23 protein-coding genes are annotated in these 22,761 nt (G+C 63.7%); 11 read left to right on the top strand and 12 right to left on the bottom strand.

What is annotated here, in order from left to right; translation table 11 throughout:
- Positions 1 to 18: 18 nt before the first annotated feature.
- Entirely contained in the window at positions 19 to 651 is a 633-nt protein-coding gene (locus ACQ4WY_RS10605; protein ID WP_436503949.1) for a hypothetical protein, read from the top strand.
- 36 nt (positions 652 to 687) lie between these two features.
- Here ACQ4WY_RS10605 and ACQ4WY_RS10600 read toward each other — a convergent pair whose 3' ends face one another.
- The gene (locus tag ACQ4WY_RS10600) at positions 688 to 2,151 is read right to left on the bottom strand and encodes a cryptochrome/photolyase family protein (RefSeq protein WP_436503948.1); all 1,464 of its coding nucleotides are present in this window, start codon (positions 2,149 to 2,151) and stop codon (positions 688 to 690) included.
- 454 nt (positions 2,152 to 2,605) lie between these two features.
- Here ACQ4WY_RS10600 and ACQ4WY_RS10595 point away from each other — a divergent pair, with 454 nt between their 5' ends.
- The 6 genes from ACQ4WY_RS10595 (at position 2,606) to ACQ4WY_RS10570 (ending at position 7,284) form a co-directional block, all read left to right on the top strand.
- Positions 2,606 to 3,208: a YqgE/AlgH family protein gene (locus ACQ4WY_RS10595; protein ID WP_034746689.1), complete on the top strand. Its 603-nt coding sequence runs from the start codon at positions 2,606 to 2,608 to the stop codon at positions 3,206 to 3,208.
- The gene (ruvX, locus tag ACQ4WY_RS10590) at positions 3,205 to 3,603 is read left to right on the top strand and encodes a Holliday junction resolvase RuvX (protein ID WP_223278885.1); all 399 of its coding nucleotides are present in this window, start codon (positions 3,205 to 3,207) and stop codon (positions 3,601 to 3,603) included. Before ACQ4WY_RS10595 ends, ruvX begins: the two co-directional genes overlap by 4 nt.
- 38 nt (positions 3,604 to 3,641) lie before the next feature.
- Positions 3,642 to 4,166 (top strand): bifunctional pyr operon transcriptional regulator/uracil phosphoribosyltransferase PyrR, encoded by a 525-nt coding sequence (gene pyrR / locus ACQ4WY_RS10585; RefSeq protein ID WP_436503947.1) that lies wholly within the window; start codon positions 3,642 to 3,644, stop codon positions 4,164 to 4,166.
- Positions 4,159 to 5,124, top strand: a complete 966-nt coding sequence (locus ACQ4WY_RS10580; protein ID WP_034746695.1) for an aspartate carbamoyltransferase catalytic subunit — start codon at positions 4,159 to 4,161, stop codon at positions 5,122 to 5,124. The genes pyrR and ACQ4WY_RS10580 overlap by 8 nt, the downstream gene beginning before the upstream one ends.
- A 24-nt stretch (positions 5,125 to 5,148) precedes the next feature.
- Positions 5,149 to 6,450: a dihydroorotase gene (locus ACQ4WY_RS10575; RefSeq protein WP_436503945.1), complete on the top strand. Its 1,302-nt coding sequence runs from the start codon at positions 5,149 to 5,151 to the stop codon at positions 6,448 to 6,450.
- A gap of 87 nt (positions 6,451 to 6,537) precedes the next feature.
- Complete coding sequence (locus ACQ4WY_RS10570) at positions 6,538 to 7,284, top strand: lysophospholipid acyltransferase family protein (RefSeq protein ID WP_436503944.1); 747 nt, start codon at positions 6,538 to 6,540, stop codon at positions 7,282 to 7,284.
- Between the two features lie 9 nt (positions 7,285 to 7,293).
- Here ACQ4WY_RS10570 and ACQ4WY_RS10565 read toward each other — a convergent pair whose 3' ends face one another.
- The 7 genes from ACQ4WY_RS10565 to ACQ4WY_RS10535 form a co-directional block, all read right to left on the bottom strand.
- Positions 7,294 to 8,058, bottom strand: coding sequence for an ABC transporter permease (locus ACQ4WY_RS10565; protein WP_436503943.1), 765 nt, complete (start codon positions 8,056 to 8,058; stop codon positions 7,294 to 7,296).
- Positions 8,059 to 8,060: 2 nt separating this feature from the next.
- Entirely contained in the window at positions 8,061 to 9,305 is a 1,245-nt protein-coding gene (locus ACQ4WY_RS10560) for an ABC transporter substrate-binding protein (protein ID WP_436503942.1), read from the bottom strand.
- Between the two features lie 17 nt (positions 9,306 to 9,322).
- Complete coding sequence (locus ACQ4WY_RS10555) at positions 9,323 to 10,123, bottom strand: ABC transporter ATP-binding protein (RefSeq protein WP_436503941.1); 801 nt, start codon at positions 10,121 to 10,123, stop codon at positions 9,323 to 9,325.
- Positions 10,120 to 11,205, bottom strand: a complete 1,086-nt coding sequence (locus tag ACQ4WY_RS10550) for an acyl-CoA dehydrogenase family protein (protein WP_436503940.1) — start codon at positions 11,203 to 11,205, stop codon at positions 10,120 to 10,122. The genes ACQ4WY_RS10555 and ACQ4WY_RS10550 overlap by 4 nt, the downstream gene beginning before the upstream one ends.
- Before the next feature lies 1 nt (position 11,206).
- The gene (locus ACQ4WY_RS10545) at positions 11,207 to 11,761 is read right to left on the bottom strand and encodes a carboxymuconolactone decarboxylase family protein (RefSeq protein WP_436503939.1); all 555 of its coding nucleotides are present in this window, start codon (positions 11,759 to 11,761) and stop codon (positions 11,207 to 11,209) included.
- A 117-nt stretch (positions 11,762 to 11,878) separates the two neighbouring features.
- The gene (locus ACQ4WY_RS10540; RefSeq protein WP_436503938.1) at positions 11,879 to 12,799 is read right to left on the bottom strand and encodes an AraC family transcriptional regulator; all 921 of its coding nucleotides are present in this window, start codon (positions 12,797 to 12,799) and stop codon (positions 11,879 to 11,881) included.
- A gap of 120 nt (positions 12,800 to 12,919) precedes the next feature.
- Entirely contained in the window at positions 12,920 to 13,759 is an 840-nt protein-coding gene (locus ACQ4WY_RS10535; RefSeq protein ID WP_436503937.1) for a symmetrical bis(5'-nucleosyl)-tetraphosphatase, read from the bottom strand.
- A 451-nt stretch (positions 13,760 to 14,210) separates the two neighbouring features.
- On the opposite strand from ACQ4WY_RS10535, the gene ACQ4WY_RS10530 reads away from it, so the two are divergent.
- The 4 genes from ACQ4WY_RS10530 (at position 14,211) to waaA (ending at position 18,342) form a co-directional block, all read left to right on the top strand.
- The gene (locus ACQ4WY_RS10530; RefSeq protein WP_436503936.1) at positions 14,211 to 14,519 is read left to right on the top strand and encodes an H-NS histone family protein; all 309 of its coding nucleotides are present in this window, start codon (positions 14,211 to 14,213) and stop codon (positions 14,517 to 14,519) included.
- A gap of 91 nt (positions 14,520 to 14,610) precedes the next feature.
- On the top strand, positions 14,611 to 16,005 hold the full coding sequence (locus ACQ4WY_RS10525; RefSeq protein ID WP_436503935.1) for a phosphomannomutase/phosphoglucomutase: 1,395 nt from the start codon (positions 14,611 to 14,613) through the stop codon (positions 16,003 to 16,005).
- 4 nt (positions 16,006 to 16,009) lie between these two features.
- A complete protein-coding gene (gene waaC, locus ACQ4WY_RS10520) occupies positions 16,010 to 17,032 on the top strand; it encodes a lipopolysaccharide heptosyltransferase I (RefSeq protein ID WP_436503934.1) in 1,023 nt (340 codons plus the stop codon).
- A 32-nt stretch (positions 17,033 to 17,064) separates the two neighbouring features.
- Positions 17,065 to 18,342, top strand: coding sequence for a lipid IV(A) 3-deoxy-D-manno-octulosonic acid transferase (gene waaA / locus ACQ4WY_RS10515; protein WP_436503933.1), 1,278 nt, complete (start codon positions 17,065 to 17,067; stop codon positions 18,340 to 18,342).
- Here waaA and ACQ4WY_RS10510 read toward each other — a convergent pair.
- From ACQ4WY_RS10510 to glyS, 4 genes are read right to left on the bottom strand one after another with little or no spacing between them, the layout of a single operon-like run.
- Positions 18,339 to 19,262: a M48 family metallopeptidase gene (locus tag ACQ4WY_RS10510; protein WP_436504430.1), complete on the bottom strand. Its 924-nt coding sequence runs from the start codon at positions 19,260 to 19,262 to the stop codon at positions 18,339 to 18,341. The genes waaA and ACQ4WY_RS10510 overlap by 4 nt on opposite strands.
- A gap of 44 nt (positions 19,263 to 19,306) precedes the next feature.
- A complete protein-coding gene (locus tag ACQ4WY_RS10505) occupies positions 19,307 to 20,047 on the bottom strand; it encodes a lysophospholipid acyltransferase family protein (protein WP_034746739.1) in 741 nt (246 codons plus the stop codon).
- Between the two features lie 16 nt (positions 20,048 to 20,063).
- Entirely contained in the window at positions 20,064 to 20,651 is a 588-nt protein-coding gene (gene gmhB, locus ACQ4WY_RS10500; protein ID WP_436503932.1) for a D-glycero-beta-D-manno-heptose 1,7-bisphosphate 7-phosphatase, read from the bottom strand.
- Positions 20,651 to 22,753, bottom strand: a complete 2,103-nt coding sequence (gene glyS, locus ACQ4WY_RS10495; protein WP_436503931.1) for a glycine--tRNA ligase subunit beta — start codon at positions 22,751 to 22,753, stop codon at positions 20,651 to 20,653. Before glyS ends, gmhB begins: the two co-directional genes overlap by 1 nt.
- Positions 22,754 to 22,761 lie beyond the last annotated feature (8 nt).

Genomic DNA, 22,761 nt, shown 5'->3' with positions numbered 1-22,761 from the left:
TCACCGCCCAGGAAAATAATGAGCCTTCACGCCAAACTGAAAAAACTCGAAGACAAAGCCACAAGCAAAGGTGAGCATGCGGTCGCCGCGGCGGCCGCCCATCTGTTGCAGGATATCGACTCCATCGACAGGCAAATCAACCTCGTCGGCGCGCTGCACGAAGTGGGCTACCTCCAAAACTCGCTGAAGCCCTACTGGCATGCGTTCAGGGCCGATGAGTCAGCATGGATAGAGCGCTGCCTGGCCAGGCTGGTCACTGCCGATCATGACTATTGGGCACTCGCCGCGCTGCTGGGATGCGATGGCCCGGCCACCATCGGCATCGCCATGGCCAAGGGATTCACATCCGCCGCGACGAGGCAGTATGAGCGTTTTGACAAACCCGATGTCCATGTCGATACCATGTATTTGACAGGGGTGGGGAGGGTGCTGCATCCCATCCTGGAAGTCGGCTACGACACCAGGGAAATGATCAATGTCGACGTGGGAAGGGCGCGGGCGCTGAGCATTGACAATAAGCTGGACAGTGCTCCATGGCAGCCAGGTGAGCCGCTGGGAACGGGCGGACTTTCCCTTTCCATGCAGGCGAAACTTCCGCACGGCGCCTGGCGGTCGGTCTGGACGCAGTTCACCACACCTGATTCCACCTGACGGCAGTGGCGGCACCCGGCCTCGCCGCTGCCTGCCTTACTTCACCACCTTGACCACTTCATAGCGCTCCAGGGTTTCCTTGCGCGCCTCGTCGTGCTGCACCAGCGGTTCCGGATAGTCGCGTCCCAGCACGATGTTTTTTTGGTCGAGCAGCATGCGCGGCACCAGCCAGGGCGCGTGGATTTCCTTGTCGCCCAGCGCCTTCAGCTGCGGCAGGTAGCGGCGGATGAAGCGCCCGCCGGCATCGAATTTTTCCGACTGCGTGATGGGATTGAAAATGCGGAAGTAGGGCTGCGCGTCGCAGCCCGACGACGACGCCCATTGCCAGCCGCCGTTGTTCGACGCCAGGTCGAAGTCGTTCAGGTGCAGCGCGAAATACGCTTCGCCGCGGCGCCAGTCGATGCCCAGATCCTTGATCAAAAAGCAGGCCGTGACCATGCGCAGGCGGTTGTGCATATAGCCGGTCTGGTTCAGCTGTGCCATGGCCGCGTCCACCAGCGGATAGCCGGTGCGCCCCTCGCACCAGGCGGCAAAGGCGGCATCGGCCTCGGGCCCCGTTTCCCAGGCGATGGCGTCGTAGGCCGGTTTGAAGGCGCCGCCTTCTACATGCGGGTTCTGGTACAAAATCATGGCGTAGAAATCGCGCCAGATCAGTTCGGCCAGCCACACGGGCGCGCCATCGCCGCCGCCGCCCCGGTCCATCAGGTCGACGATGGTGCGCACCAGGTAGCGCAGCGACACGGTACCGAAGCGCAGATGCATGGACAGGTAGGACGGCCCCTTCAAGGCGGGGAAATCGCGCGCCACGTCATAGCGGGCCACGCGCGGCAGGAAATCTTCGAACAGTGTGCTGGCGCCCGACATGCCGGTGGGAATGGCCAGCTCGGCCAGGTTGCTGGCCTCGAAACCCAGCTCGCCCAGGGTGGGCAGGGGCTCCGGCGTGCTGGTGCGCGGCGGTGCCAGGCTGGCCGCGTGCGGCTCGATAGCGAACGGCGCCAGGCAGGCGGGTTCGGCACGCATTTTCTTCAGCCAGGCATTCTTGTACGGCGTGTAGACGGTGTACGGCTTGGCCGAGAGCGTCAGCACCTCGTCCTTTTCAAAGATCACCTGGTCCTTGAAGCTGAACCACAGGCGCGCATCGCGCGTGAGCGCGGCGGCCACGGTGGCGTCGCGCGCGATGGCTTGCGGCTCGTAGTCGTGGTTGGCAAAGACGGCGTCGGCGTTCAATTCGGCAGCCAGGCGCGGGATGGCCTCGGCGGCGTCCGCGTGCAGCACGATCAGGTCGCCACCGAGCTGGCGCAGCTCGCCGGCCAGCTCGGCCACGCTGGCATGGATGAAATCGACCCGCCGGTCGCGGCGCGGCAGGGCTGCCAGGATGGCGGTGTCGTATACGAAAACGCAATGCACGGCCTGGCTCTGGCGCAGGGCGTGATGCAGTGCAGCATGGTCAAATGCGCGCAGATCGCGCCGGAACCACACCAGGGAAGTCTTGATTGTCATTATTTCGCGTGTTCAGGGTCAAAGATAGGCTATTTTTTGCTGCCAACAGGGCTTTAGGGCCGCTCACGTCGTGCCATTGGCGTCGCTGCCGCGGCAATTCAGTGTAAACTACCGGGTAAGTTCATGCTGCTTTATGTGCGACAGCGATTTTGCAATCAATTTTACAATTGGCATTGAAATGTGCCTGCAGGCAAAGCGATGTTTGATATTGAACAAGTCATTGAACAAGTCGTCAAGCGTGCAGGATGTCGCCGCATGGCGCAGCGAATAAATAATTAATTTACAACATAACAAGAATAGCGTTTGGCAACACGATTCTCGCCGCCCAACATTCGCGGCAGGATGTGCCAGGCGTACGATAGCGGGGTAAGCGAGACTTGCCAGCAAGCCCACAGAGAGAGCATCGCGTATGAAAAAGAGTAAAATCGAGCAGACTCTACCAGGACATCGTTTGATGCAGGGTGTGGGAGAGCCGGCCGCGACCGGTTCCTCCACCCTGAATCTGGCCAACCATTTCCTGATTGCGATGCCGGCCATGCAAGATCCGATCTTTGGCGGCACGGTCGTCTACGTGTGTGAACATAATGAAAACGGCGTGCTGGGCGTTGTCATCAACAAACCCACCGACATGACCATGGAAGTGCTGTTCGACCGCATCGACCTGAAACTGGCGGCCGGCAGCGACACGCCCATCATCAATGAACCGATCATGTTCGGCGGCCCCGTGCAGGACGACCGCGGCTTCGTGCTGCATACGCCGGGCGCGCGCTATTCCTCGTCGCTGACGGTGACCGATGAAGTGGCGTTTACCACCTCGATCGACGTGCTTGAAGCCGTCGCCAAGGGCGATGGTCCCGAGCGCATGCTGGTCTCGATCGGCTACTCGGGCTGGAGCCCGGGCCAGCTGGAAGACGAGATCGGCCGCAACGGCTGGCTGACGGTGGGCGCCTCGGCCGACATCCTGTTCGATTTCCCCATCGAGCAGCGCTACGTGGCGGCCATCAAGTTGCTGGGCATCGATCCCCTCATGTTGGCGAGCGAGGCCGGACACGCATGAGCGGTGACGCCATCGACACCATCCTCGCCTTCGATTTCGGCTTGAAACGCATCGGCGTGGCCATCGGCAATACCATGATTTGCCAGGCCAAGCCGCTCAGCGTGATCACGGCCACGGCGAACGAGCCGAAGTTTGCCGCCATCGATAGCCTGATCAAGGAGTGGGGCGCGAGCCGCATCGTGGTGGGCTTGCCCAGTCATCCGGACGGCACGGAACACGAAATGAGCGCGCGCTGCCGCCGTTTCGCCAACCAGGTGCATGGCCGCTTCAACCTGCCCGTGGAACTGGTCGACGAGCGTTATTCCTCGGCCGTCATCGCCGCCAAGCGCGGTGAAGTCATCGACGACCGCGCCGCCGCCATCATCCTGCAACAGTATTTCGACGCGAATTATTAATCTGACTTTAGCCCCAATCCTGAATGATCAAGAACCCTATGCCGCATCCTACGAATCCTTCCCAACTCGACGCCGAGGCCCTGTACGCGGTCTTGCTGCAACAGGTGCAGAGCGGCCTGGCGGGCATCCCCAACGTGGCCATCGTCGGCATCCATTCGGGCGGCGCCTGGCTGGCTGCACGCCTGGCGCGCGACCTGAACCTGCTCGACCGCCTGGGCGTGCTCGACGTCTCGTTCTATCGCGACGACTTCGCCCAGAAGGGCTTGCATGCCGACGTCAAGCCGACGCAAATCAGTTTTGACGTGGCCGGCGCCACCATCCTGCTGGTTGACGACGTGCTGTACACGGGCCGCACCACGCGCGCGGCCATCAACGAATTGTTCGACTATGGCCGCCCGGCGAAGATCATGCTGGCCGCCCTGGTCGACCGCGGCGAACGCCAGTTGCCGGTAGCCGCCGATTTCGTGGCCGCCTTCACTGCCGTTCCGCCGGGCCAGGCCCTGGTCCTGAAGCAAGCCGACGATGGAAAATTCACGCTCACCATAGATACCCACCATGCTTAATCCGCAACTGAATAAACACGGCGAACTGCAACATCTGCTGACGATTGAAGGCTTGCCGAAGTCTATCGTCAACCACATCCTCGATACCGCTTCCTCGTTCGTCGGCATCTCCGATCGCGATGTGAAAAAGGTCCCGCTGATGCGCGGCAAGAGCGTTTTCAACCTGTTCTTTGAAAACTCCACGCGCACCCGCACCACCTTCGAGATCGCCTCGAAACGCCTGTCGGCCGACGTCATCAACCTGAACATCCAGGCATCGTCGGCCAGCAAGGGCGAGTCCCTGCTCGATACCATCGACAACCTGTCGGCCATGCATGCCGATATGTTCGTCGTGCGCCATGCGCAGTCGGGCGCGCCCTATCTGATCGCCAAGCACCTGATCGACACCAAGCAGCCACACGTCCACGTGGTCAACGCGGGCGACGGTCGCCATGCGCACCCGACCCAGGGCTTGCTCGACATGTACACGATCCGCCATTACAAGAAGGATTTCACCAACCTGACGGTGGCCATCGTGGGCGACATCCTGCACAGCCGCGTGGCCCGTTCCGACATCCACGCGCTGACCACCCTGGGCGTGCCGGAAGTGCGCGCCATCGGCCCGCACACCCTGCTGCCTGGCGGCCTGGAGCAAATGGGCGTGCGCACCTTCACCAACATGGATGAAGGTCTCAAAGGCGTCGACGTGATCATCATGCTGCGTCTGCAAAATGAACGCATGAGCGGCGCGCTGCTGCCATCTGCGCAGGAATATTTCAAGAGCTATGGCTTGACGCCCGAGCGCCTGGCGCTGGCGAAACCGGACGCCATCGTCATGCATCCGGGCCCGATGAACCGCGGCGTGGAAATCGATTCGGCCGTTGCCGATGGCCCGCAGGCGGTGATCCTGCCGCAGGTGACGTTCGGTATCGCCGTGCGCATGGCGGTGATGAGTATTTTGGCTGGTAATCAGGGCTGATAGCCCAAGGACGAGTAAGCGAGCATGACGACACTACATATCAAGAACGGCCACCTGATCGACCCTGCCAACGGCATCGATGGCTTGCAAGACCTGTTTATCGCCGACGGTAAAGTGCTGGCCGTGGGCAGCGCCCCGGCCGGTTTTACCGCTGACACCACCTTTGACGCGTCCGGCCTGGTGGTTTCCCCCGGCCTGGTCGACCTGTCGGCGCGCCTGCGCGAGCCTGGCTACGAATACAAGGCGACCTTGGAATCGGAATTGCAGGCAGCCCTGCAAGGCGGCGTCACGAGCCTGGTCTGCCCGCCCGACACCGATCCCGTGCTCGACGAGCCAGGCCTGGTGGAAATGCTGAAATACCGGGCCAAGACGCAGAACAAGGCGCACGTGCACCCGTTGGGCGCACTGACCATGGGCTTGAAAGGCAAGTCGCTGACGGAGATGGCCGAGCTGACGGAAGCAGGTTGCATCGGCTTCGCGCAGGCGGAAGAGCCGATCGAAGACACCACCGTGCTGCTGCGCGCCATGCAGTACGCGAACACCTTCGGCTACACCGTCTGGCTGCGCCCGCAGGATCCGCATATCGGCCGCGGCGGCATCGCCCACAGCGGTCCGCTGGCGTCGCGCCTGGGCTTGTCCGGCGTGCCCGTGATGTCCGAAACCATCGCCCTGCACACGATCTTTGAATTGATGCGCGCCAGCCGTGCGCGCGTGCACCTGTGCCGCATCTCGTCGGCGGCGGGCCTGGAACTGATACGCGCGGCGAAAGCCGAAGGCTTGCCCGTCACCTGCGACGTGGGCGTGCACCATGTGCACTTGACGGACGCCGACATCGGCTTTTTCGATCCGAACGCGCGCGTGACGCCACCGTTCCGCAGCCAGCGCGACCGCGACGCGATCCGCGCCGGCCTGCTCGACGGCACGGTCGACGCCATGTGCTCGGACCACACGCCTGTCGACGATGATGAAAAACTGCTGCCCTTCGGCGAAGCGTCGCCGGGCGCCACTGGTCTGGAACTGCTGCTGTCGCTGGCCCTGAAATGGGCCGACGACTATGCGCTGGCGCAGCCGCAAGCGGGCGCCCGTCCGCTGGCGCGCGCCGTGGCCAAGGTCACGTCCGACGCGGCCCGTGTCGCCGGCATCCCAGCCGGCAGCCTGGCCGTGGGCGAAGCGGCCGACATCTGCGTCTTCGATCCTGCTGCGCGCTGGACCGTGTCGTCGGCATCGCTGGCCAGCCAGGGCAAGCACACGCCTTTCCTCGGCTATGAACTGAGCGGCATCGTCAAGGCGACCATCGTGGCTGGACAGGTGGCGTTTCAGCGTTAAAAAATCAGATCCATGGACCGGGGCAGGCTGCCCCGGCATCCCTTGTCTGCTCCCGGATTTCGGTTCTGGTTTATTTGTTGGTGTGATTTGAAACTTCTGCTTACCTACCGCCTCGCGCGCATCGCCATTCACCTGAGCTGCGGCATGGCCAAGAGCGCCGTGCTCTTTCCCTGGCTGGACCTGGAAGGGCGCAACCGGCGCATCCGCCGCTGGTCGACGCAGCTGCTCGACATCTGCGGCGTGCACGTGGCGCAGCCGGCAGGCAGCGTGCCGGCCCTCGACCATGCGATGGTGGTGGCGAACCACGTCTCGTGGCTCGACATCTTCGTCATCAATGCCGTCCACCCCTGCCGTTTCGTCGCCAAGGCGGAAATCCGCGCCTGGCCGATCCTCGGCTGGCTGGCGGGACGCGCCGGCACCATCTTCATTTCGCGCGGCAGCAAGCGCGACCTGCGCCTGATTTTCCAGGGCCTGGTGGATAAATTGACGGCGGGCGAGCGCATCGCTTTCTTCCCCGAAGGTACGACCGCCGCGCAAGGACAGATCCTGCCGTTTCACGCGAATCTGTTCGAGGCGGCCATCGACGCGCAAGTGCCGGTGCAGCCGTTCGCGCTCGTGTATGTGGATGACAAGGGGGAGTTGCATCACGCCGTCGACTTCATCGGCGAGATGAGCTTTGCACAAAGCATGGTGGCAATCTTGAGCGGCCCGCCGATCACGGCGCGCCTGACCTGTTTGGCGCCAGTGGCGACGCTGGACGCGCACCGCCGCGAACTGGCAGCGGCAACGCAGGCGGCGGTGGCCGCCGCGCTGCCGCTGGAAAAGGCTGCCTAGCGCATTGGCTTAGTTCTTCACGTGCAGCCAGCGTGCATGCGCGGCGCGGGCCAGGTAGTCGAGGATGAAACCGAGTATGCCGATCAGCACGATGGCGGCCATCAGTTCCGAATACGCGAGGCGGTCGCGCGTGTCGAGGATGAAGTAGCCGAGACCTGCCGATACGCCCAGCATTTCCGCCGGCACCAGCACGATCCAGATGATGCCGATGGCCAGGCGCACGCCCGTCAGGATGTCGGCCGTGATGCCAGGCAAAATCACCTTGAAGACGATCTCGCTGCGCGTGGCCGACAGGCTGCGCGCCAGCAGTAGCCAGTTCGGATCGAGCCGCGCCACGCCGGCTGCCGTATTGAGTAAAATCGGCCAGACGGCCGCAAACGCCAGCAGGAAATACACGGGAGCGTCACCGACACCCAGCACCATCACGGCGATCGGCATCCACGACAGCGGTGAAATCATGCGCAGCAGCTGGAACAGCGGCATGGCCGCGCCGGAAAAGCTTTTCGACATGGCCACCAGCACGCCCAGCGGCACGCCGATGACGATTGCCAGCCCCAGGCCCACGGCCACCCTTTGCAGGCTCAATACCACGTGCAGCCAGATATCCGAACCGCCCAGTATTTCCTTGAACGCCAGCGCCGTGGGCAGCGGCGCAAAGGCAGTGGCGATGGGCGTGGATTTCTCCAGCGCCGTCACGCCCATGGACCACAGCAGCAAGGCACAGGCCAGCCCCACCAGGGGCAGGCCGAACTTCGTGAACAACTTGCTTGCCATCGTCAGACCGCCACGGTTTCGCTGCGCAGCAGGTTGGCCGGCAAGCCGAAGGCGGCCGGGCCGCCGACTGCCGTGATGGCCTTGCGCACGAAGCGGTCATCGACCAGGTCGCGCGCGGCGAACTTCGGATCGAGGTTCGCCAGGAAGCGCGTATCGCCTTCGACCTTGGTGCGGCCGATGGCGCGCACCAGTTCTTCCGTGTACGAGGCAAACGGATAGGGCTGGAAGTCGATGCGGCGCTGCTGCCAGTTCTTGTGCACGATCAGGCCCTGCTTTTCATAGCCGGCGTAATCGGTGGTGGCCAATACCTTGGTCAGCACCTGCAGCGGATGCGGCGTGTAGCGGTGCTCGCCCACGTTCGACAGCAGCTTGGCCGTGTCAACCTGGTTCGAGCGCGTCCACAGCTGCGCCTTGACGATGGCGTTGGTGACTTTCTGCGCCCATTCGGGACGCGTGTTGATGTCGCGCTCGGACAGGAACGTGACGCAGCACGCATGGTTTTTCCACACGTCGCCCGAGAAGCGCAGGATCTTGCCGATGCCGGCGTTTTCCGCCGCCGCATTGAACGGCTCGGCCACGATGTAACCGGCGATGGACTTGCTGGCCAGGGCGGAGACCATTTCGGCCGGCGCCAGCACGATCAGGTTGACTTCATTCGGCTTGATGGCCGCGTTGCGCGCGCGCGTGACCGGGGTCAGGCCATTCGAGGACAGGATTTGCTGCAGCAGGATGTTGTGGATCGAGTACCAGAACGGGATGGCGACCGTGCGCCCGCCCAGGTCGGAGACCTTGTTGATCTCGTTGGCCACCGTCAGCGCGGAGCCGTTGACGTGGTTCCAGGCGACGACTTTCGCAGGGAACTTGGCGCCATAGCGCACCCACAGGGTGGCCGGCGACAGCAGGTGGATGACGTTGACCTGGCCGGCGACGAAGGCTTCGATGATCTGCGCCCAGCTGCGGAACAGGCGCGGCGTTTCCGCCTGCAAGCCTTCCGCTTCGAACAGCTTGCGGGCGTGCGCGACGAGCAGCGGGGTGGCGTCGGTGATCGGCAGGTAGCCGATCTTTACGGGCTGGTCGTCGCCTTTCGGACCTTGCTGGGCCATGGCGTCGCCGGCGAACAGCAGGGGCGAGGCAACGCTGGCCGTGGCCAGGGCCGACATGCGCAGGAAGTCGCGCCGCGTCAGGCCGCAGCCGCAATCGGACGAGGCGCAGATATGCAGGGGTTTGTTATTTTCTGGGATGGACATGGAAGTGCTCCGGTCAATTAAAGGGGGGCGCAGGCGGGCGTTTGATCCTGCTTTTGCAGCGCCTGCAGGGCGTCGAGGATCTCCATCTTGAGGGTGATCACTTCGGCGCTATGGCCGATGCGCGGCTGGGCGATGGCGACGGGCCATTCGCGCACGATGTTGCCGGGCTTGCCGCCCATGAGCAAGATGCGGTCGGCCACCAGGATGGCTTCATCGATATCGTGCGTGACGAGCAGTACGGCCGTGTGCCAGCGGTGCACCACGTCGACCAGCAACGATTGCATCTCGGCGCGGGTGATGGCGTCGAGGGCGGAAAATGGTTCATCGGCGAACAGCAGTTCCGGTTCGCGCGCCAGCGCGCGGGCCAAGGCCACGCGCTGCGCCATGCCGCCTGACAGCGCGGACGGATACAGCTTTTCGCGGCCCTTCAAGCCCACCGCGTCGATGGCTTGCGCCACGCGCGCCTGGTGCGCTTCGCGCGTGAGCTGCGGCTGGTGCTTGAAGTCCAGGCCGAAACCGGCATTGCCCGTGACGTTCAGCCAGGGGAGCAAACTGGCTTGCTGGAAGACGAGGGCGCTGCGCGGATCCGGTTCGCGCATGGGCGCGTCGAGGAATTGAATCTCGCCCGTGGATGGGGGCTGCAAGCCGGCCAGCACGCGCAGCAGGCTCGATTTGCCGCAGCCGCTGCCACCCAGCAGGCAGACGATTTCACGCTTGCGCACGCCCAGCGAGACGTGCTGGAACACGGGCGCCGTGCCGGGATAGGCGTAGCTGAGGTCCTGCGCCTGCAGCGCCCAGTCTTGCGCCGCTGCCGTCATGCGGGCGCTCCCGCGGCCTTGGCCACCTGCTGGCTGTCGAACAGCTGCAAGGCCGATTGCAATTGCGTCAGGCTGGGGGTGACGATGGGGATGAACGACGATTCGCGCCAGCGGCGGGCAAAGCCCTGCTGCTCGGCGTTCAGGTAGGCGCGTCCGCCCATGGCTTGCAGTTCCAGCATCAGTGCCTGCTGCAGCACGTCGGCCAGCTGTATGCGCAGGCGGAACATAGCTGGCGCCTGCGTCTTGAAGCGGCCATCGTGCACGCCGGCCAGCAAGGTGCCGACGGCGCTTTCCAGGGTGGCTTGCAGCGCTTCGATGCGTGGCGTGAGCTGGTTGCGCGAACCGGCGGAAATTTGCGCCGCCTGCGCCAGACTGGCGCGCGCCAGGCCGATAGACAGGCCGCACTGCATGCCGAGGAACGATGGGCGCACCTGCGGCAGCCAGGCTGGCGCATTGTCGCTGATGATGTCCGCAGCGGGGATGTGCACCTGCGTCAGCTTGACGGAGGCCGTATTGCTGCCGCGCAGGGCGATCAGGTCCAGGTCGTCGCTGCGCTTGACGCCTGCCGTGCCGCTGTCGAAGGCGACGATAACGGGAGCCGCGCCGTCGTTCGGCGCCACGGCGGCTGCCGCGACAAAGCCCGCCTTGCGCAAGTTCGTCACCCACGCCAGGCCGCCATCGATCAGCAAGCCGTCTTCCTGACGCGCGCCCGTGATTTGCAACTGCTCGATGCCGGACAAGAATTTCATGGCGTTCGACAAGCCGCTGGCGCCCGCCTGCGTGCCTGCCAGCAGGCCTGGCAAGCGGCGCTCGGCCAGCGCGCGGTTCTCGCTTTGCAGCAGGAATTCGATGAAACAGCGCTGGCCCCAGAAGACAAAAGCGGCCGTCACCGATTGTTCGGCTACTTTGGCGATGGCGTCGATGGCGTCGCGCACGTCGCCGCCCGCGCCGCCGTGTACTTGCGGCACGCCGATGGCCAGCAGCTGGTCACCAGCGAGGGCCGGCACGATGGTTTCAGCCAGTTCCGACGATTGATCGAGCTGGTCGGCGTGCGTGTGCAGCCAGTGATGGAGGAGGCCCATGTCAGACGGCGCCAGGCAAGTAGGGTGTCAATTGCGGATTGACGGGCGTGCCGGCCAGGCTGTTGGAGAAATTGCACAGGGTGGCCAGGCTGATCCCCAGCACGACTTCCAGCGCCTGTTGCTCGTTGTAGCCGGCTGCCAGGAAGGTTTGATATTCGGCGTCGCTGACGGTGCCGCGCGTGGCGATGACGGCCGTAGCGAAGGCGGCGACAGCGTCCAGTTTGACGTCGCCCGTCGGCTGGCCATGCTGCAGGGCGCGCACGGTATCGGGCGTCTGGTCCGCTTTTTTCAGCGAGATGGCGCTATGACCGGCGATGCAGAAGTCGCAGCCATGGATGCGCGCGGCCGTGATCTGCACCACTTCGCGTTCCATCAACGTCAGGCTGGCGCGCGCATTGATGCTTGATACGGTCAGATAGGTTTCCAGTGCCAGCGGGGCATTGGCCAGCACGCCGATCAGGTTGGGCAGGTAGCCGTTGTTGGCGATGGCCTTTTCCACGAAGGGGCGGCTGTCGGCCGGGGCGGTATCGAGAGTGTGCAGCGTCAGACGGGACATGGGGTACCTTGCTAAGTTAGTAAGTCACCCGGCCATTATATCGGCCATGCCGTGCAGGTAACAGACGTCAGCGTCGTCCTTTTGTGCTCGTTCGTCTGCGATTGTGTGATTCTTGATTTAGCTGGCCAGTTGGCGCTGGCGCTGGTCGCGCCGGTAGGCGCCCGGCTGCTCGCCGGTGACCCGCTTGAAGGCGCGCGTAAAGGCGGCGTGCGAGCGGTAGCCCACCAGTTCGGCCGCGCGTTCGACGGAGACGCCGTCATGCAGGCGCCGTGCGGCGATCTTCATGCGCAGCAGGAGCAGGAATTGGGCCGGCGAGTGGCCGCTGGCACTGGCGAAATGCTTGCAAAAGCTGGCGCGCGACATGCAGGCGGCCTTGGCCATGTTCTCGATCGACCAGTCGTCGGCGGGGGCGTCAAGCATGCGTTCGAGCAGTGGCGAAAATGCGGGCTGGTGCAGCAGCGACAGCAGGCCGGCCGCCACTTGCTCGCCCTGCGCCACATGGCGAATCAGGTAAAAGAACAGCAGTTCGACCAGGCGCGCGATGAGCGGCGACGGCTGTTCCGGATCGCCGCCAGCCTCGGCCAGAATCAGGTCGAACAGCGCGGCGGCGGCGCTGAAGGCGGGCGCATCGCCGCGTATCAGCAGATACGGCGGGAAGGAGTCGACGATCAGTGTGGAGAGGGCGCCGCGAAATTGAAAGAAGCCGCAGGCCAGCGCCGTCGCCGGCTGCTCCGTCGGCGCTTGCAGCGGCAGCATGGCTTGCGCGCTCACCGCATGCAGCGGGTCGCTGTGGGGACTGAGGAAATGCGGCAAGTCGCGCAGCAGGAAGACGCCGTCGCGAGGGCCGAGCGCAATCGGCGCCGCCCCGTCGAGGTGCAAATAGCAGTGGCCATCGAGCACCAGGTGAAAGCTGCCCAGTTCCCGGTCCGCCGTGGAAGCGCGCCAGCGGCCGCAGTACTGGCCCACATGCAGGACGGCGGTGTCGAGTTCCAGGCTGCCGAGCAGCCAGCGCGCCAGTCTGTCGGTATCAGGGGGCATGGGATCGCACAGGCAAAAGCTGCATCATGAAAGTTGCATCATAAGGGCCACGCGCGGCAAGGCAAACGACCGATTTCGACTAAGCATATGCGCGCCATGGTTACCACTTGCCACGATCACTTACCGCTTGCCACTGTGCTGCTGGAAAGCGGGACAGTCGACTTGCAGCAGCGAGCGGTCTTCCAGGCACACGGCCGACAGTTTTCCGCCCCAGACGCAGCCGCTATCGAGGCCGATCAGGTGCTCCCGCAACTGCAATCCCAGCGCCGACCAGTGGCCGAAGACGATGGTGTCGCCCGCGCTGCGCCTGCCCGGTACGTCGAACCAGGGCAGCAGGCCGGAGCCTGGCGGAGGGCTGCCGCTCTCCTTCATCTTGAAGTCCATCACGCCATCCGGCGTGCAAAAGCGCAGCCGCGTCATGGCGTTGACGATGCAGCGCAGCCGGTCGGCGCCCTGCAGGTCGTCGCGCCAGGCGGCCGGCTCGTTGCCGTACATGGCGCGCAGGAACGCCACCCAGCCGTCGCTGCGCAGCATGGCGGATACTTCCCCGCTCAGGGACAGGGCCTGGGCTGCGCTCCATTGCGGCAGCAAGCCCGCATGCACGAGCACATGCTCCTGGTGCTGCAAGGCGAGCGGCCGGTGGCGCAGCCAGGTGATCAACTCGTCGCGATCGGGCGCGTCGAGGATCTCGGCCAGCGTATCGGACGCATGCTCGGGCCGGATGCCGTTGGCCACAGCCAGCAGGTGCAAGTCATGGTTGCCCAGGACACTGTCGGCCAGGCCCTGCTGCGCCAGCGCGTGCACGTGGCGCAGGGTGGCCAGCGAGGCCGGGCCGCGATTGATCAGGTCGCCCGCGAACAGCAGGCGGTACGGACCGCTTGCCGCCGCCTGGATCAGTTCGATCAGTTCGATGGTTTGTGCATGGCAGCCTTGCAGATCGCCGATAAAGTAAGTTTTCATATGTGCCGGGGTGAAGTGAACTACACGTCTGCATTATAAGCATGCCAGCCCTCTGGCGTTGGGTACATTGCCGGCCTGTGAGCAATTGTGCGCGCGACCGGCGGAGGAAAAAATCGGATGCCGATTATGCCGCATGCGGATTTAATGGTCTTCATTTCCCGCAGGAGGACATCAATATTAATCCGCCAGCGCATTTTTTGAATGAATAGCCGCGCCATGCCAGCCTTGCAAGCCGCATGCGCTGGCAAGCCGGCATGCGATTCATCCTTGCTTATTTATTTATCACGCGTGTTTTCGGCATATTCCTCATTTAATCTTAATGTTGAGCAGATAAATAAGTCGATGGCCGTGATTAAAATGACGATGGATTATGCAGCGGTGCGCAGATGTTTATACAATGTAGTATATTTCACGCTTATTTTATTATTTAACAATGTAAAGGATATACGGGATGGATCTGTCAACGATGACGATGCTGGAATTGCGCAAGCTGGAAGATAATGTCAAGCAGGAATTGAACAGCCGCGAACGTGAAGATTTGAACAAGGCGCGCGAACAGATCATGGCCATCGCGCAGCAGGCGGGTATTCCGTTGAAACAGCTGATACTCGACGGCTTGCACCCGCGCACGGGCAAAGTCGCGGTGCGTTACCGCCATCCTGACAATGCGAACGAGCAATGGACAGGCCGTGGCCGCCAGCCGCTGTGGGTCAAACAATGGGTGGAATCGGGCAAGTCTATCGATCTGCTGCGCGTATAATTCGGTATACTCTTGGCGCAGTAGCAAGCTGTCAGTTGCGCGCTGCACCTTGCCAGGTACCCTATTTGACCCTACTTATACCGCCCATACCATGCTTCCATTGTCCAGAACGATCTTCAAGGCCTACGATATTCGCGGCATCATCGCTAAAACCCTCGATGCCAGCGTGGCCCACAAGATCGGTCAGGCATTTGGCCAGGCCGCCTTGGCCAAGGGCGAGCAGCGGGTCGTGATCGGCCGCGATGGCCGCCTGTCGGGACCGGAATTGACGGCGGCGCTGGCGCAGGGCTTGCAAGCGGCAGGTGTCGACGTGATCGACCTGGGCGTGGTGGCCACGCCGATGGTCTACTTCGGCACGAATGTGCTCGACACGCATTCCGGCATCATGGTCACGGGCAGCCATAATCCACCCGACTACAACGGCTTCAAGATGGTGCTGGCCGGCGAAGCGATCCACGGCGAAGCGATCCAGGCGCTGTACCACAGCATCGTCGCGCACGACGGCAGCGCCAGCGTCAAGGACATTGCCAACCCGGGAACCTATGCCACGCACGATATCCGCGCCGCCTATCTGGAGCGCATCCTGGGCGACGTCAAGCTGGCGCGCCCGATCAAGATCGCCGTCGACTGCGGCAATGGCGTGGCCGGTGCGTTCGCGGGCGACCTGTTCCGCGGCATGGGCTGCGAAGTCATCGAATTGTTCTGCGAAGTCGATGGCAATTTCCCGAACCACCACCCGGACCCGGCGCATCCGGAAAACCTGCAAGACCTGATCCGCTGCCTGGCCGAGACGGACGCCGAAATCGGCATCGCTTTCGACGGCGACGGCGATCGCCTGGGCGTGGTCACCAAGGATGGCCAGATCATCTACCCTGACCGCCAGATGATGCTGTTTGCGGCCGACGTGCTGACCCGCCATCCGGGCGCGCAAATCCTGTACGACGTGAAATGCACGCGCCACCTGGCGCCGTGGATCAGCAAGCATGGCGGCGTGCCGCTGATGTACAAGACGGGCCACTCGCTGGTGAAAGCCAAGCTGCGCGAGACGGGTGCGCCGCTGGGCGGCGAAATGAGCGGCCATATCTTCTTCAAGGACCGCTGGTACGGTTTCGACGACGGCCTGTATTCGGCCGCGCGCCTGCTGGAGATCCTCACGCGCGAAGCCGATCCTTCCGCCCTGTTGAACTCCCTGCCGCAGTCCGACAGCACGCCTGAACTGCACCTGGAACTGAAGGAAGGCGAGAACGTAGCGCTGATGGACATACTGCGCCGCGACGCCGTCTTCCCCGGCAATGAACAGATCATCACTATCGACGGCTTGCGCGTGGAATACGCGGACGGCTTCGGCCTGGCCCGCTCTTCGAACACCACGCCGGTGATCGTCATGCGCTTCGAAGCGGAAACGCCACAAGCCCTGGCGCGCATCCAGGGGCAGTTCAAGAGCGTGATCCTGGCTGCCAAGCCAGACGCTGTGCTGCCGTTCTGACAGCATGGCCGGTCAACCTGGCGCACAGGCGCCCTTGAAAATCCTGCTGGTGCGGGTGTCCTCGCTGGGCGACGTGCTGCATAACCTGCCCATGGTGGCGGACATCGCCCGCCATTTCCCGGATGCGACCATCGACTGGGTGGTTGAAGAGGGTTACGTCAGCCTGGTGCGCCTGAACCCGCGCGTGGGTACCATCTTCCCGTTCGCGCTGCGGCGCTGGCGCAAGAGCCTGGGCAAGAAAGAGACGCGCGCGGAAATCGCCGCCTTCTTCCGCAGCCTGCGCCAGACGCATTACGATTACGTGTTCGATACCCAGGGCTTGCTCAAGACGGGCATCATCATGGGCGCCGCGCGCCTGGCGCCGGGCGGACAGAAGGTCGGCCTGGCCAATGGCAGCGAAGGCTCCGGCTACGAAGGCATCTCGCGCCTGTTCCATACCAAAAGCATCCCGCTCGACCCGCGCACGCATGCGGTAGCGCGCGGCCGCCTGGTGGCCGGCGCGGCACTCGGCTACACGGTCGACACGCCCGCCGATTTCGGCTTGCCGGAAGTATCGGGCAACGAACCGCGTCCGGACTGGATGGGCGAGGCGCCATACTGCGTGTATTTCCATGGCACGGCGCGCGACGCCAAGAAATGGGCGCCGGAAAACTGGATCGCCCTCGGCCACGCGCTCGCGCCCATGCCGATTTTGCTGCCCTGGGGTTCGCCCAAGGAAAAGGCGGAAGCCGAACAACTGGCGGCCAGCCTGCCCAACGCGCGCGTGCTGTCGAAGCTGTCGATGGGCGACGCCACCCTGCTGGCGCGCCACGCGGCGCTGGTGATCGGCGTCGATACGGGCCTCACGCATATCGCCGCCGCCTTTGTGCGTCCGACGGTGGAAATCTATGCCGATTCGCCGCTGTGGAAAACGGAAGGCAACTGGTCGCCGAAAATCATCAACCTGGGCGACAAGGGTGCGCCGCCCGGCGTACCGGAAGTGCTGGCCGCGGCACAGCGCCTGCTGGCCGATTACCCTCCCGCCTGACTTCAACCGCCTGACTTCAACATTAAACAATCATGCGACTTCTTTATACTCTCGCCTGGTGGCTGGTCTTGCCCCTGGTGCTGGCGCGGCTGTGGCTGCGCGGACGCCAGGAACCCGGCTACCGCCAGCACTGGGGCGAGCGCCTGGGTTTTTACGGGCGCCAGCCGACGCCTGCTACGGATACCATCTGGCTGCACGCCGTCTCCGTCGGCGAGACGCGCGCGGCCGAGCCGTTGATCGATGCGCTGCTGGCCGCATGGCCCGCATGCCGCATCGTCCTCACGCACATGACGCCCACGGGGCGCGCCACGGGCAAATCCCTGTTCGCGAAACACGGCGCGCGCCTGGTGCAAAGCTATCTGCCGTATGACACGGGCGCCATGCCGGCCAGTTTCATTCGCCATTTCGCGCCGCGCATCTGCATCCTGATGGAGACGGAAGTGTGGCCGAATCTGATCCACCAATGCAATCGCCACGGCGTGCCCGTGGTGCTGGCCAATGCGCGCCTGTCGCAGCGTTCGCTGGGCAAGGCGCAGCGCCTGGGCAAGCTCATTGCCGATGCGGCGCGCGGCATCACCCTGGTGGCGGCGCAGACGCAGGACGACGCCGATCGCGTGCGCCAGTTGGGCGTGCAGGACGTGGTCGTCACGGGCAGCATCAAGTTCGACGTCGTCGTGCCCGAGGCGGCGCTGGCGACGGGCGCCTGGCTGCGCGGCGCAATAGGAACAAGACCCGTGCTGCTGTGCGCCAGCACGCGCGAAGGGGAAGAGCAGTTGATCCTCGAGGCGCTGGCGCGCGCCAGCCTGCCACCTGACGCGCTGCTGCTGATCGTGCCGCGCCATCCGCAGCGCTTTGACGAGGTGGAAAAAATGATCGCCGCGCATGGCCTGGCCGTGCAGCGCAGGTCCGGCCTGATGCAGGACGACGCCGTTGCCGCAGGCACGCAGGTGCTGCTGGGCGATTCGATGGGCGAGATGTTTGCCTATTACGCGGCCTGCGATTGCGCTTTCGTCGGCGGCAGCCTGCTGCCGCTGGGCGGGCAAAACCTGATCGAGCCAGCGGCCCTGGGCAAGCCCGTGCTGATCGGTCCCCATACCTTCAACTTTGCGCTGGTGACCGATCAGGCGATTGCCGCCGGCGGCGCCGCGCGGGTGGCGAACGCCGATGCGCTGATGGCGCAAGCATCGGCATTGCTGCAAGATCCGGCGCGTTTATCTTCCATGGGAGATAAAGCGCTGGCGTTTGCCAATCAACACCGGGGCGCCACGCCGCGTACCATCGCGGCCATCAAGCCTTTACTGGCAGCTTAAGTAAACAGGACTGGAAGCTCCTGCGAGCGCTTTCTGAGCGCCTGCTTGGCCCCATCATAATCGGGATAAATCGATTCCACGGTGGCCCAGAAGCGGGGGCTGTGGTTCATTTCCAGCAGGTGTGACAGTTCGTGCGCCACCACGTAGTCGATGAGCGGCAGGGCGAAGTGGATCAAACGCCAGTTCAGGCGGATCTTGCGCTCGATGGTGCAGCTGCCCCAGCGCGTGCCGGCCGACGATAGCGACAATGAATCGTAGCGCACGCCCAGCTTGTCCGCATACACGTCCAGGCGCGCTTCGAACAGCTGGCGCGCCTCGTGCTGGAACCAGCCCTTCACTTTTTCCTTCAACTGCTGCTCGCTGCCCGCGGGCGTGACCCATACGTGCAGTTCATTCGTCTCGCGCTGGAAGCTGGCGCGGTGGCGCGGCGCCTGGTGCAGTCGCAAGGTGATTTCGCCACCAAGATACGGCAGCACGGCGCCATCGACCCATGCCACGGGCGGGCGCTGCTGGCGCTGCACCTTGCGCTCGCCCCGCTCCAGCAGTTTCGAGACGATCCAGCCTTGCTTGGCGCGGATGGCGTTGTCGATTTCGGCCAGGGTGACGCGCTTGGGTGCCGTGACGCGCAAGCCGTTATCGTCGATCATGAAGCCGATGGAGCGGCGCGTGGAGCGGCGCAGGGCGAATTCGACGAGGTGGCTGCCCAGCTGCAACTGGCGCAATGGCGGGCCATCGGCGGTGCGTGGCGGGGAAGGCAGGGGAGGCGGGGCAGGACGAACGATGGGGGGCGCTGGTGCCACTAGCGGTGGCGCCACGGGCGGCACTGGCGGTGCCGTGGGGCGCACCGCCGGGGGCGTGCTGGTCGAGACGTCATGCGCGAACAAATCCAGTTGCTGGTCGCCGACCTTGATGGTCTTCATCTGCTGGCGCAGTGTCGGCTCCTGGATGACCGCGCTGATGCCGTCTAGCCAGCGTTGTAGGCGTGAGGCGAAATGACGCGCATTTCTGATTCTATCCAATTTTCCACCTGTTGCATCATGCTGTCCGGGGTTTGCCCTTCCGGCGAAATCGGTTTGCCTATCGAGACGGTGATCAGTCCCGGGCGTTTGAGGAATGACTGCTTGGGCCAGCATTCGCCTGAATTATGCGCAATCGGCACCACCACGGCGCCCGTGGCGATGGCCAGACGCGTGCCGCCGCTCTTGTACTTGCCCGCCTGGCCCACAGGGATGCGGGTGCCTTCCGGGAACATGATAATCCATTGGCCATCGGCCAGGCGGCGCTTGCCATGGGCGACGACGCTCTTGAACGCATGCTTGCCCTGTTTGCGGTCGATGGGGATCATGCGCAGCAGCGCCATGGCCCAGCCGAAAAACGGGATGTACAAAATCTCCTTCTTGAACACATACACGAGCGGGCGTGGCAGGCTGGGAAGCAAAAAGATGGTTTCCCAGGCCGACTGGTGCTTCGACAGCACGATGGCCGGCGCATCCGGGAAATTCTCGGCGCCCTTGACTTCATAGCGGATGCCGCAAATGACCTTGGCGCACCACAGGATAAACACGTTCCAGCGCGAGGTGACCCAATAGCGCTTGTTGTAGCTCAATGGCGCGGCAAAAAAGCACACGCAGGCCCAGACGATGGTGGCCACGATCATGATGATCATGAACAGCAGGGATCGCAGGAACAGGGAAATATTACGCAATGCGGTTCTCCGAAGATTAAATACTGAACGCCACTGTGGGCGCCGGTGCCGATGGCGCCTTGAGCAAATGGCTGACGACGGCGGCCAGGTCGGGGAAGACCTTGGTGCCAGGCGGCAAGCCACCCGTCTCGTTGGTTTTTTCACCCTTGCCGGTCAATACCAGGTAGGGCACGCAGCCGCTGATGAAGCCGGCCTGCAGGTCGCGCAGCGAATCGCCGACGGTGGGCACGCCTTTCAGGCTGGTGTTGTAGCGCTGCGAGATTTCATGGAACATGCCGGGCTTGGGCTTGCGGCAGTCGCAATTGTCCGCGCCCGCATGCGGGCAAAAGAAGATGGCGTCGATATCGGCGCCCACCTGCTGCGCCAGGGTGTGCATCTTCTGGTGGATCGCGTTCAACACCGTCATGTCGAAATATTCGCGCGCGATACCCGACTGGTTCGAGGCGATGACGACGCGATAGCCAGCCTGGTTCAGGCGGGCGATCGCTTCGAGCGAGCCGGGAATCGGCAGCCATTCGGCTGGCGACTTGATGAAGTCCGGCGAGTCATGATTAATGACGCCGTCGCGGTCGAGAATAATCAGTTTCAGCGCCGGCGTACCCATTATGCCGCCAGCTTGGAAATGTCGGCCACGCGGTTCATCATGCCGTGCAAGGACGACAGCAAGGCCAGGCGGTTGTTGCGCAGGGCGACATCCTCGGCCATCACCATCACGTCATTGAAGAAGCCATCGACGTCGTCACGCAGCTGCGCCAGCGTTTGCAGGGTGCTGGTGAAATCGCCCTTGGCAAAGGCCGCGTCGACTTCCGGCTGCACGCGCGAGACGGCGGCGGCGAGTTTCTTCTCCGCTTCGTCCTGCAGCAGCGCCACCTTGACGCCAGTGTCAGCGACCAGTTTGAGCGCTTCCTCGTTCTTTTTCAGGATGTTCGTGATGCGCTTGTTGGCGGCTGCCAGCGAGGCGCTTTCCGGCAGGGCGGCAAACGCCTGCACGGCTTCCAGGCGCTGCACGATGTCGTCCAGGCGATCCGGGTTTTGCGCCACGACGGCTTCGATTTCATTCGGCGAGAAACCGCGCTCGCGCAGGATGCCGCGCAGGCGGTCCAGCATGAAGGTGGTGACGTCCGCGACCGGATCCTTGAAGCCGGGAATGGCTGCGAACTGCGCGGCCGCATCCGCCAGCAAGCCCTGGATCGACAAAGGCAAACGCTTTTCCAGCAGCATGCGCAGCACGCCCAGCGCGTGGCGGCGCAGCGCGAACGGATCCTTGTCGCCCGTCGGCGCCAGGCCGATGGACCAGATGCCGACCAGGGTTTCGAGCTTGTCGGCCAGGGCCACGGCGGTCCCGGTGGCGGTCGATGGCAGGCTGTCGCCGGCAAAGCGCGGCTGGTAGTGCTCGGAGGCGGCCAGCGCCACTTCTTCCGGCTCGCCGTCATGGCGCGCGTAATACGTGCCCATGATGCCTTGCAGCTCGGGGAATTCGCCCACCATGTCGGTCAGCAAATCGGCCTTGGCCAGCAGTGCGCCACGTTCGGCCAGGGTCACGTCGTCACCCAATTTTGCCGCGATGGCGCCGGCCAGCGACTTGACGCGCTCTGTGCGTGCCGCTTGCGTGCCCAGTTTGTTGTGGTAGACGACGTTGGCCAGCAGCGGCAAACGCGATGCCAGGGTCTTCTTCTTGTCCTGCTCGAAGAAGAACTTGGCGTCGGACAGGCGCGGGCGCACGACGCGCTCGTTGCCGCCGATGATGTGTTCAGGCGTATCCGTCTCGATGTTCGAGACGATCAGGAAGCGCGAGCGCAACTTGCCTTCGCTGTCGGTCAGCGCAAAATATTTCTGGTTCGTCTGCATGGTCAGGATCAGGCATTCCTGCGGCACGGCCAGGAATTCTTCCTCGAAGTGGCACTCATACACGACCGGCCATTCGACCAGCGCGGTGACTTCGTCGAGCAGCGCTTCAGGCATCAGCACCTGGTCGGCGCCGGCCTTGTCCAGCAACTGGGCACGGATGCGCTCCTTGCGTTCCTCGTTGCTGGCGATGACGCTGGCGTTGAGGATCAGGGACGGCGCATAGTTTTCCGCGTGCGCGATGGTGATCGGCGCGCCGTCGGTGAGGAAGCGGTGGCCCAGGGTGGTGCGGCCGGCGCTGAGTCCCAGCAGGGTCAGGGGCAGGATATTGATGCCGTGCAGGGCGATCAGGCTGTGGGCCGGGCGCACGAATTGCACGGTCGTGCCGTCCGGGCGCTGATAGCTCATCAGTTTTGGAATCGGCAGTTTGGCGGCCGACTCCATCAAGGCTGCCTGTGCGCCAGTTTCCAGTTTGCTGCCTGGCGCCGTGTAGGTGTAGAAGAAGCTTTCGGCCTTGCCGTCGGCGGCGCGTTCCAGCTCTGCCACCGTCAGCTCGGGGAAGCCCAGCGCGGCCAGTTTCTTGGCCAGCGGGGGCGTGCCGTTGCCATTCGCGTCCAGCGCCACGGAGACGGGCAAGACTTTTTCGCGGATGGACTTATCGGGCGAGACTTCGCGCACGTTGGTGATGGAGACGGCCAGGCGGCGCGGCGTGGCGTAGCTGGTGGCGACGCTGTCGGCTTCCAGGAAGTCGCGCGCTTTCAGGCCGTTGACGATGCCGGCGGTGAAGGCTGCGCCCAGTTTGGCCAGCGCTTTCGGCGGCAATTCTTCGGTCAGCAGTTCGATGAGCAGTGTTTGGTTCATGGTGTTCT

It is taken from the genome of Janthinobacterium salmonicoloratum (assembly GCF_051380845.1).
Classification (GTDB): domain Bacteria; phylum Pseudomonadota; class Gammaproteobacteria; order Burkholderiales; family Burkholderiaceae_D; genus Janthinobacterium; species Janthinobacterium lividum_F.
This window is presented reverse-complemented; position numbering and strand designations above follow the sequence as displayed.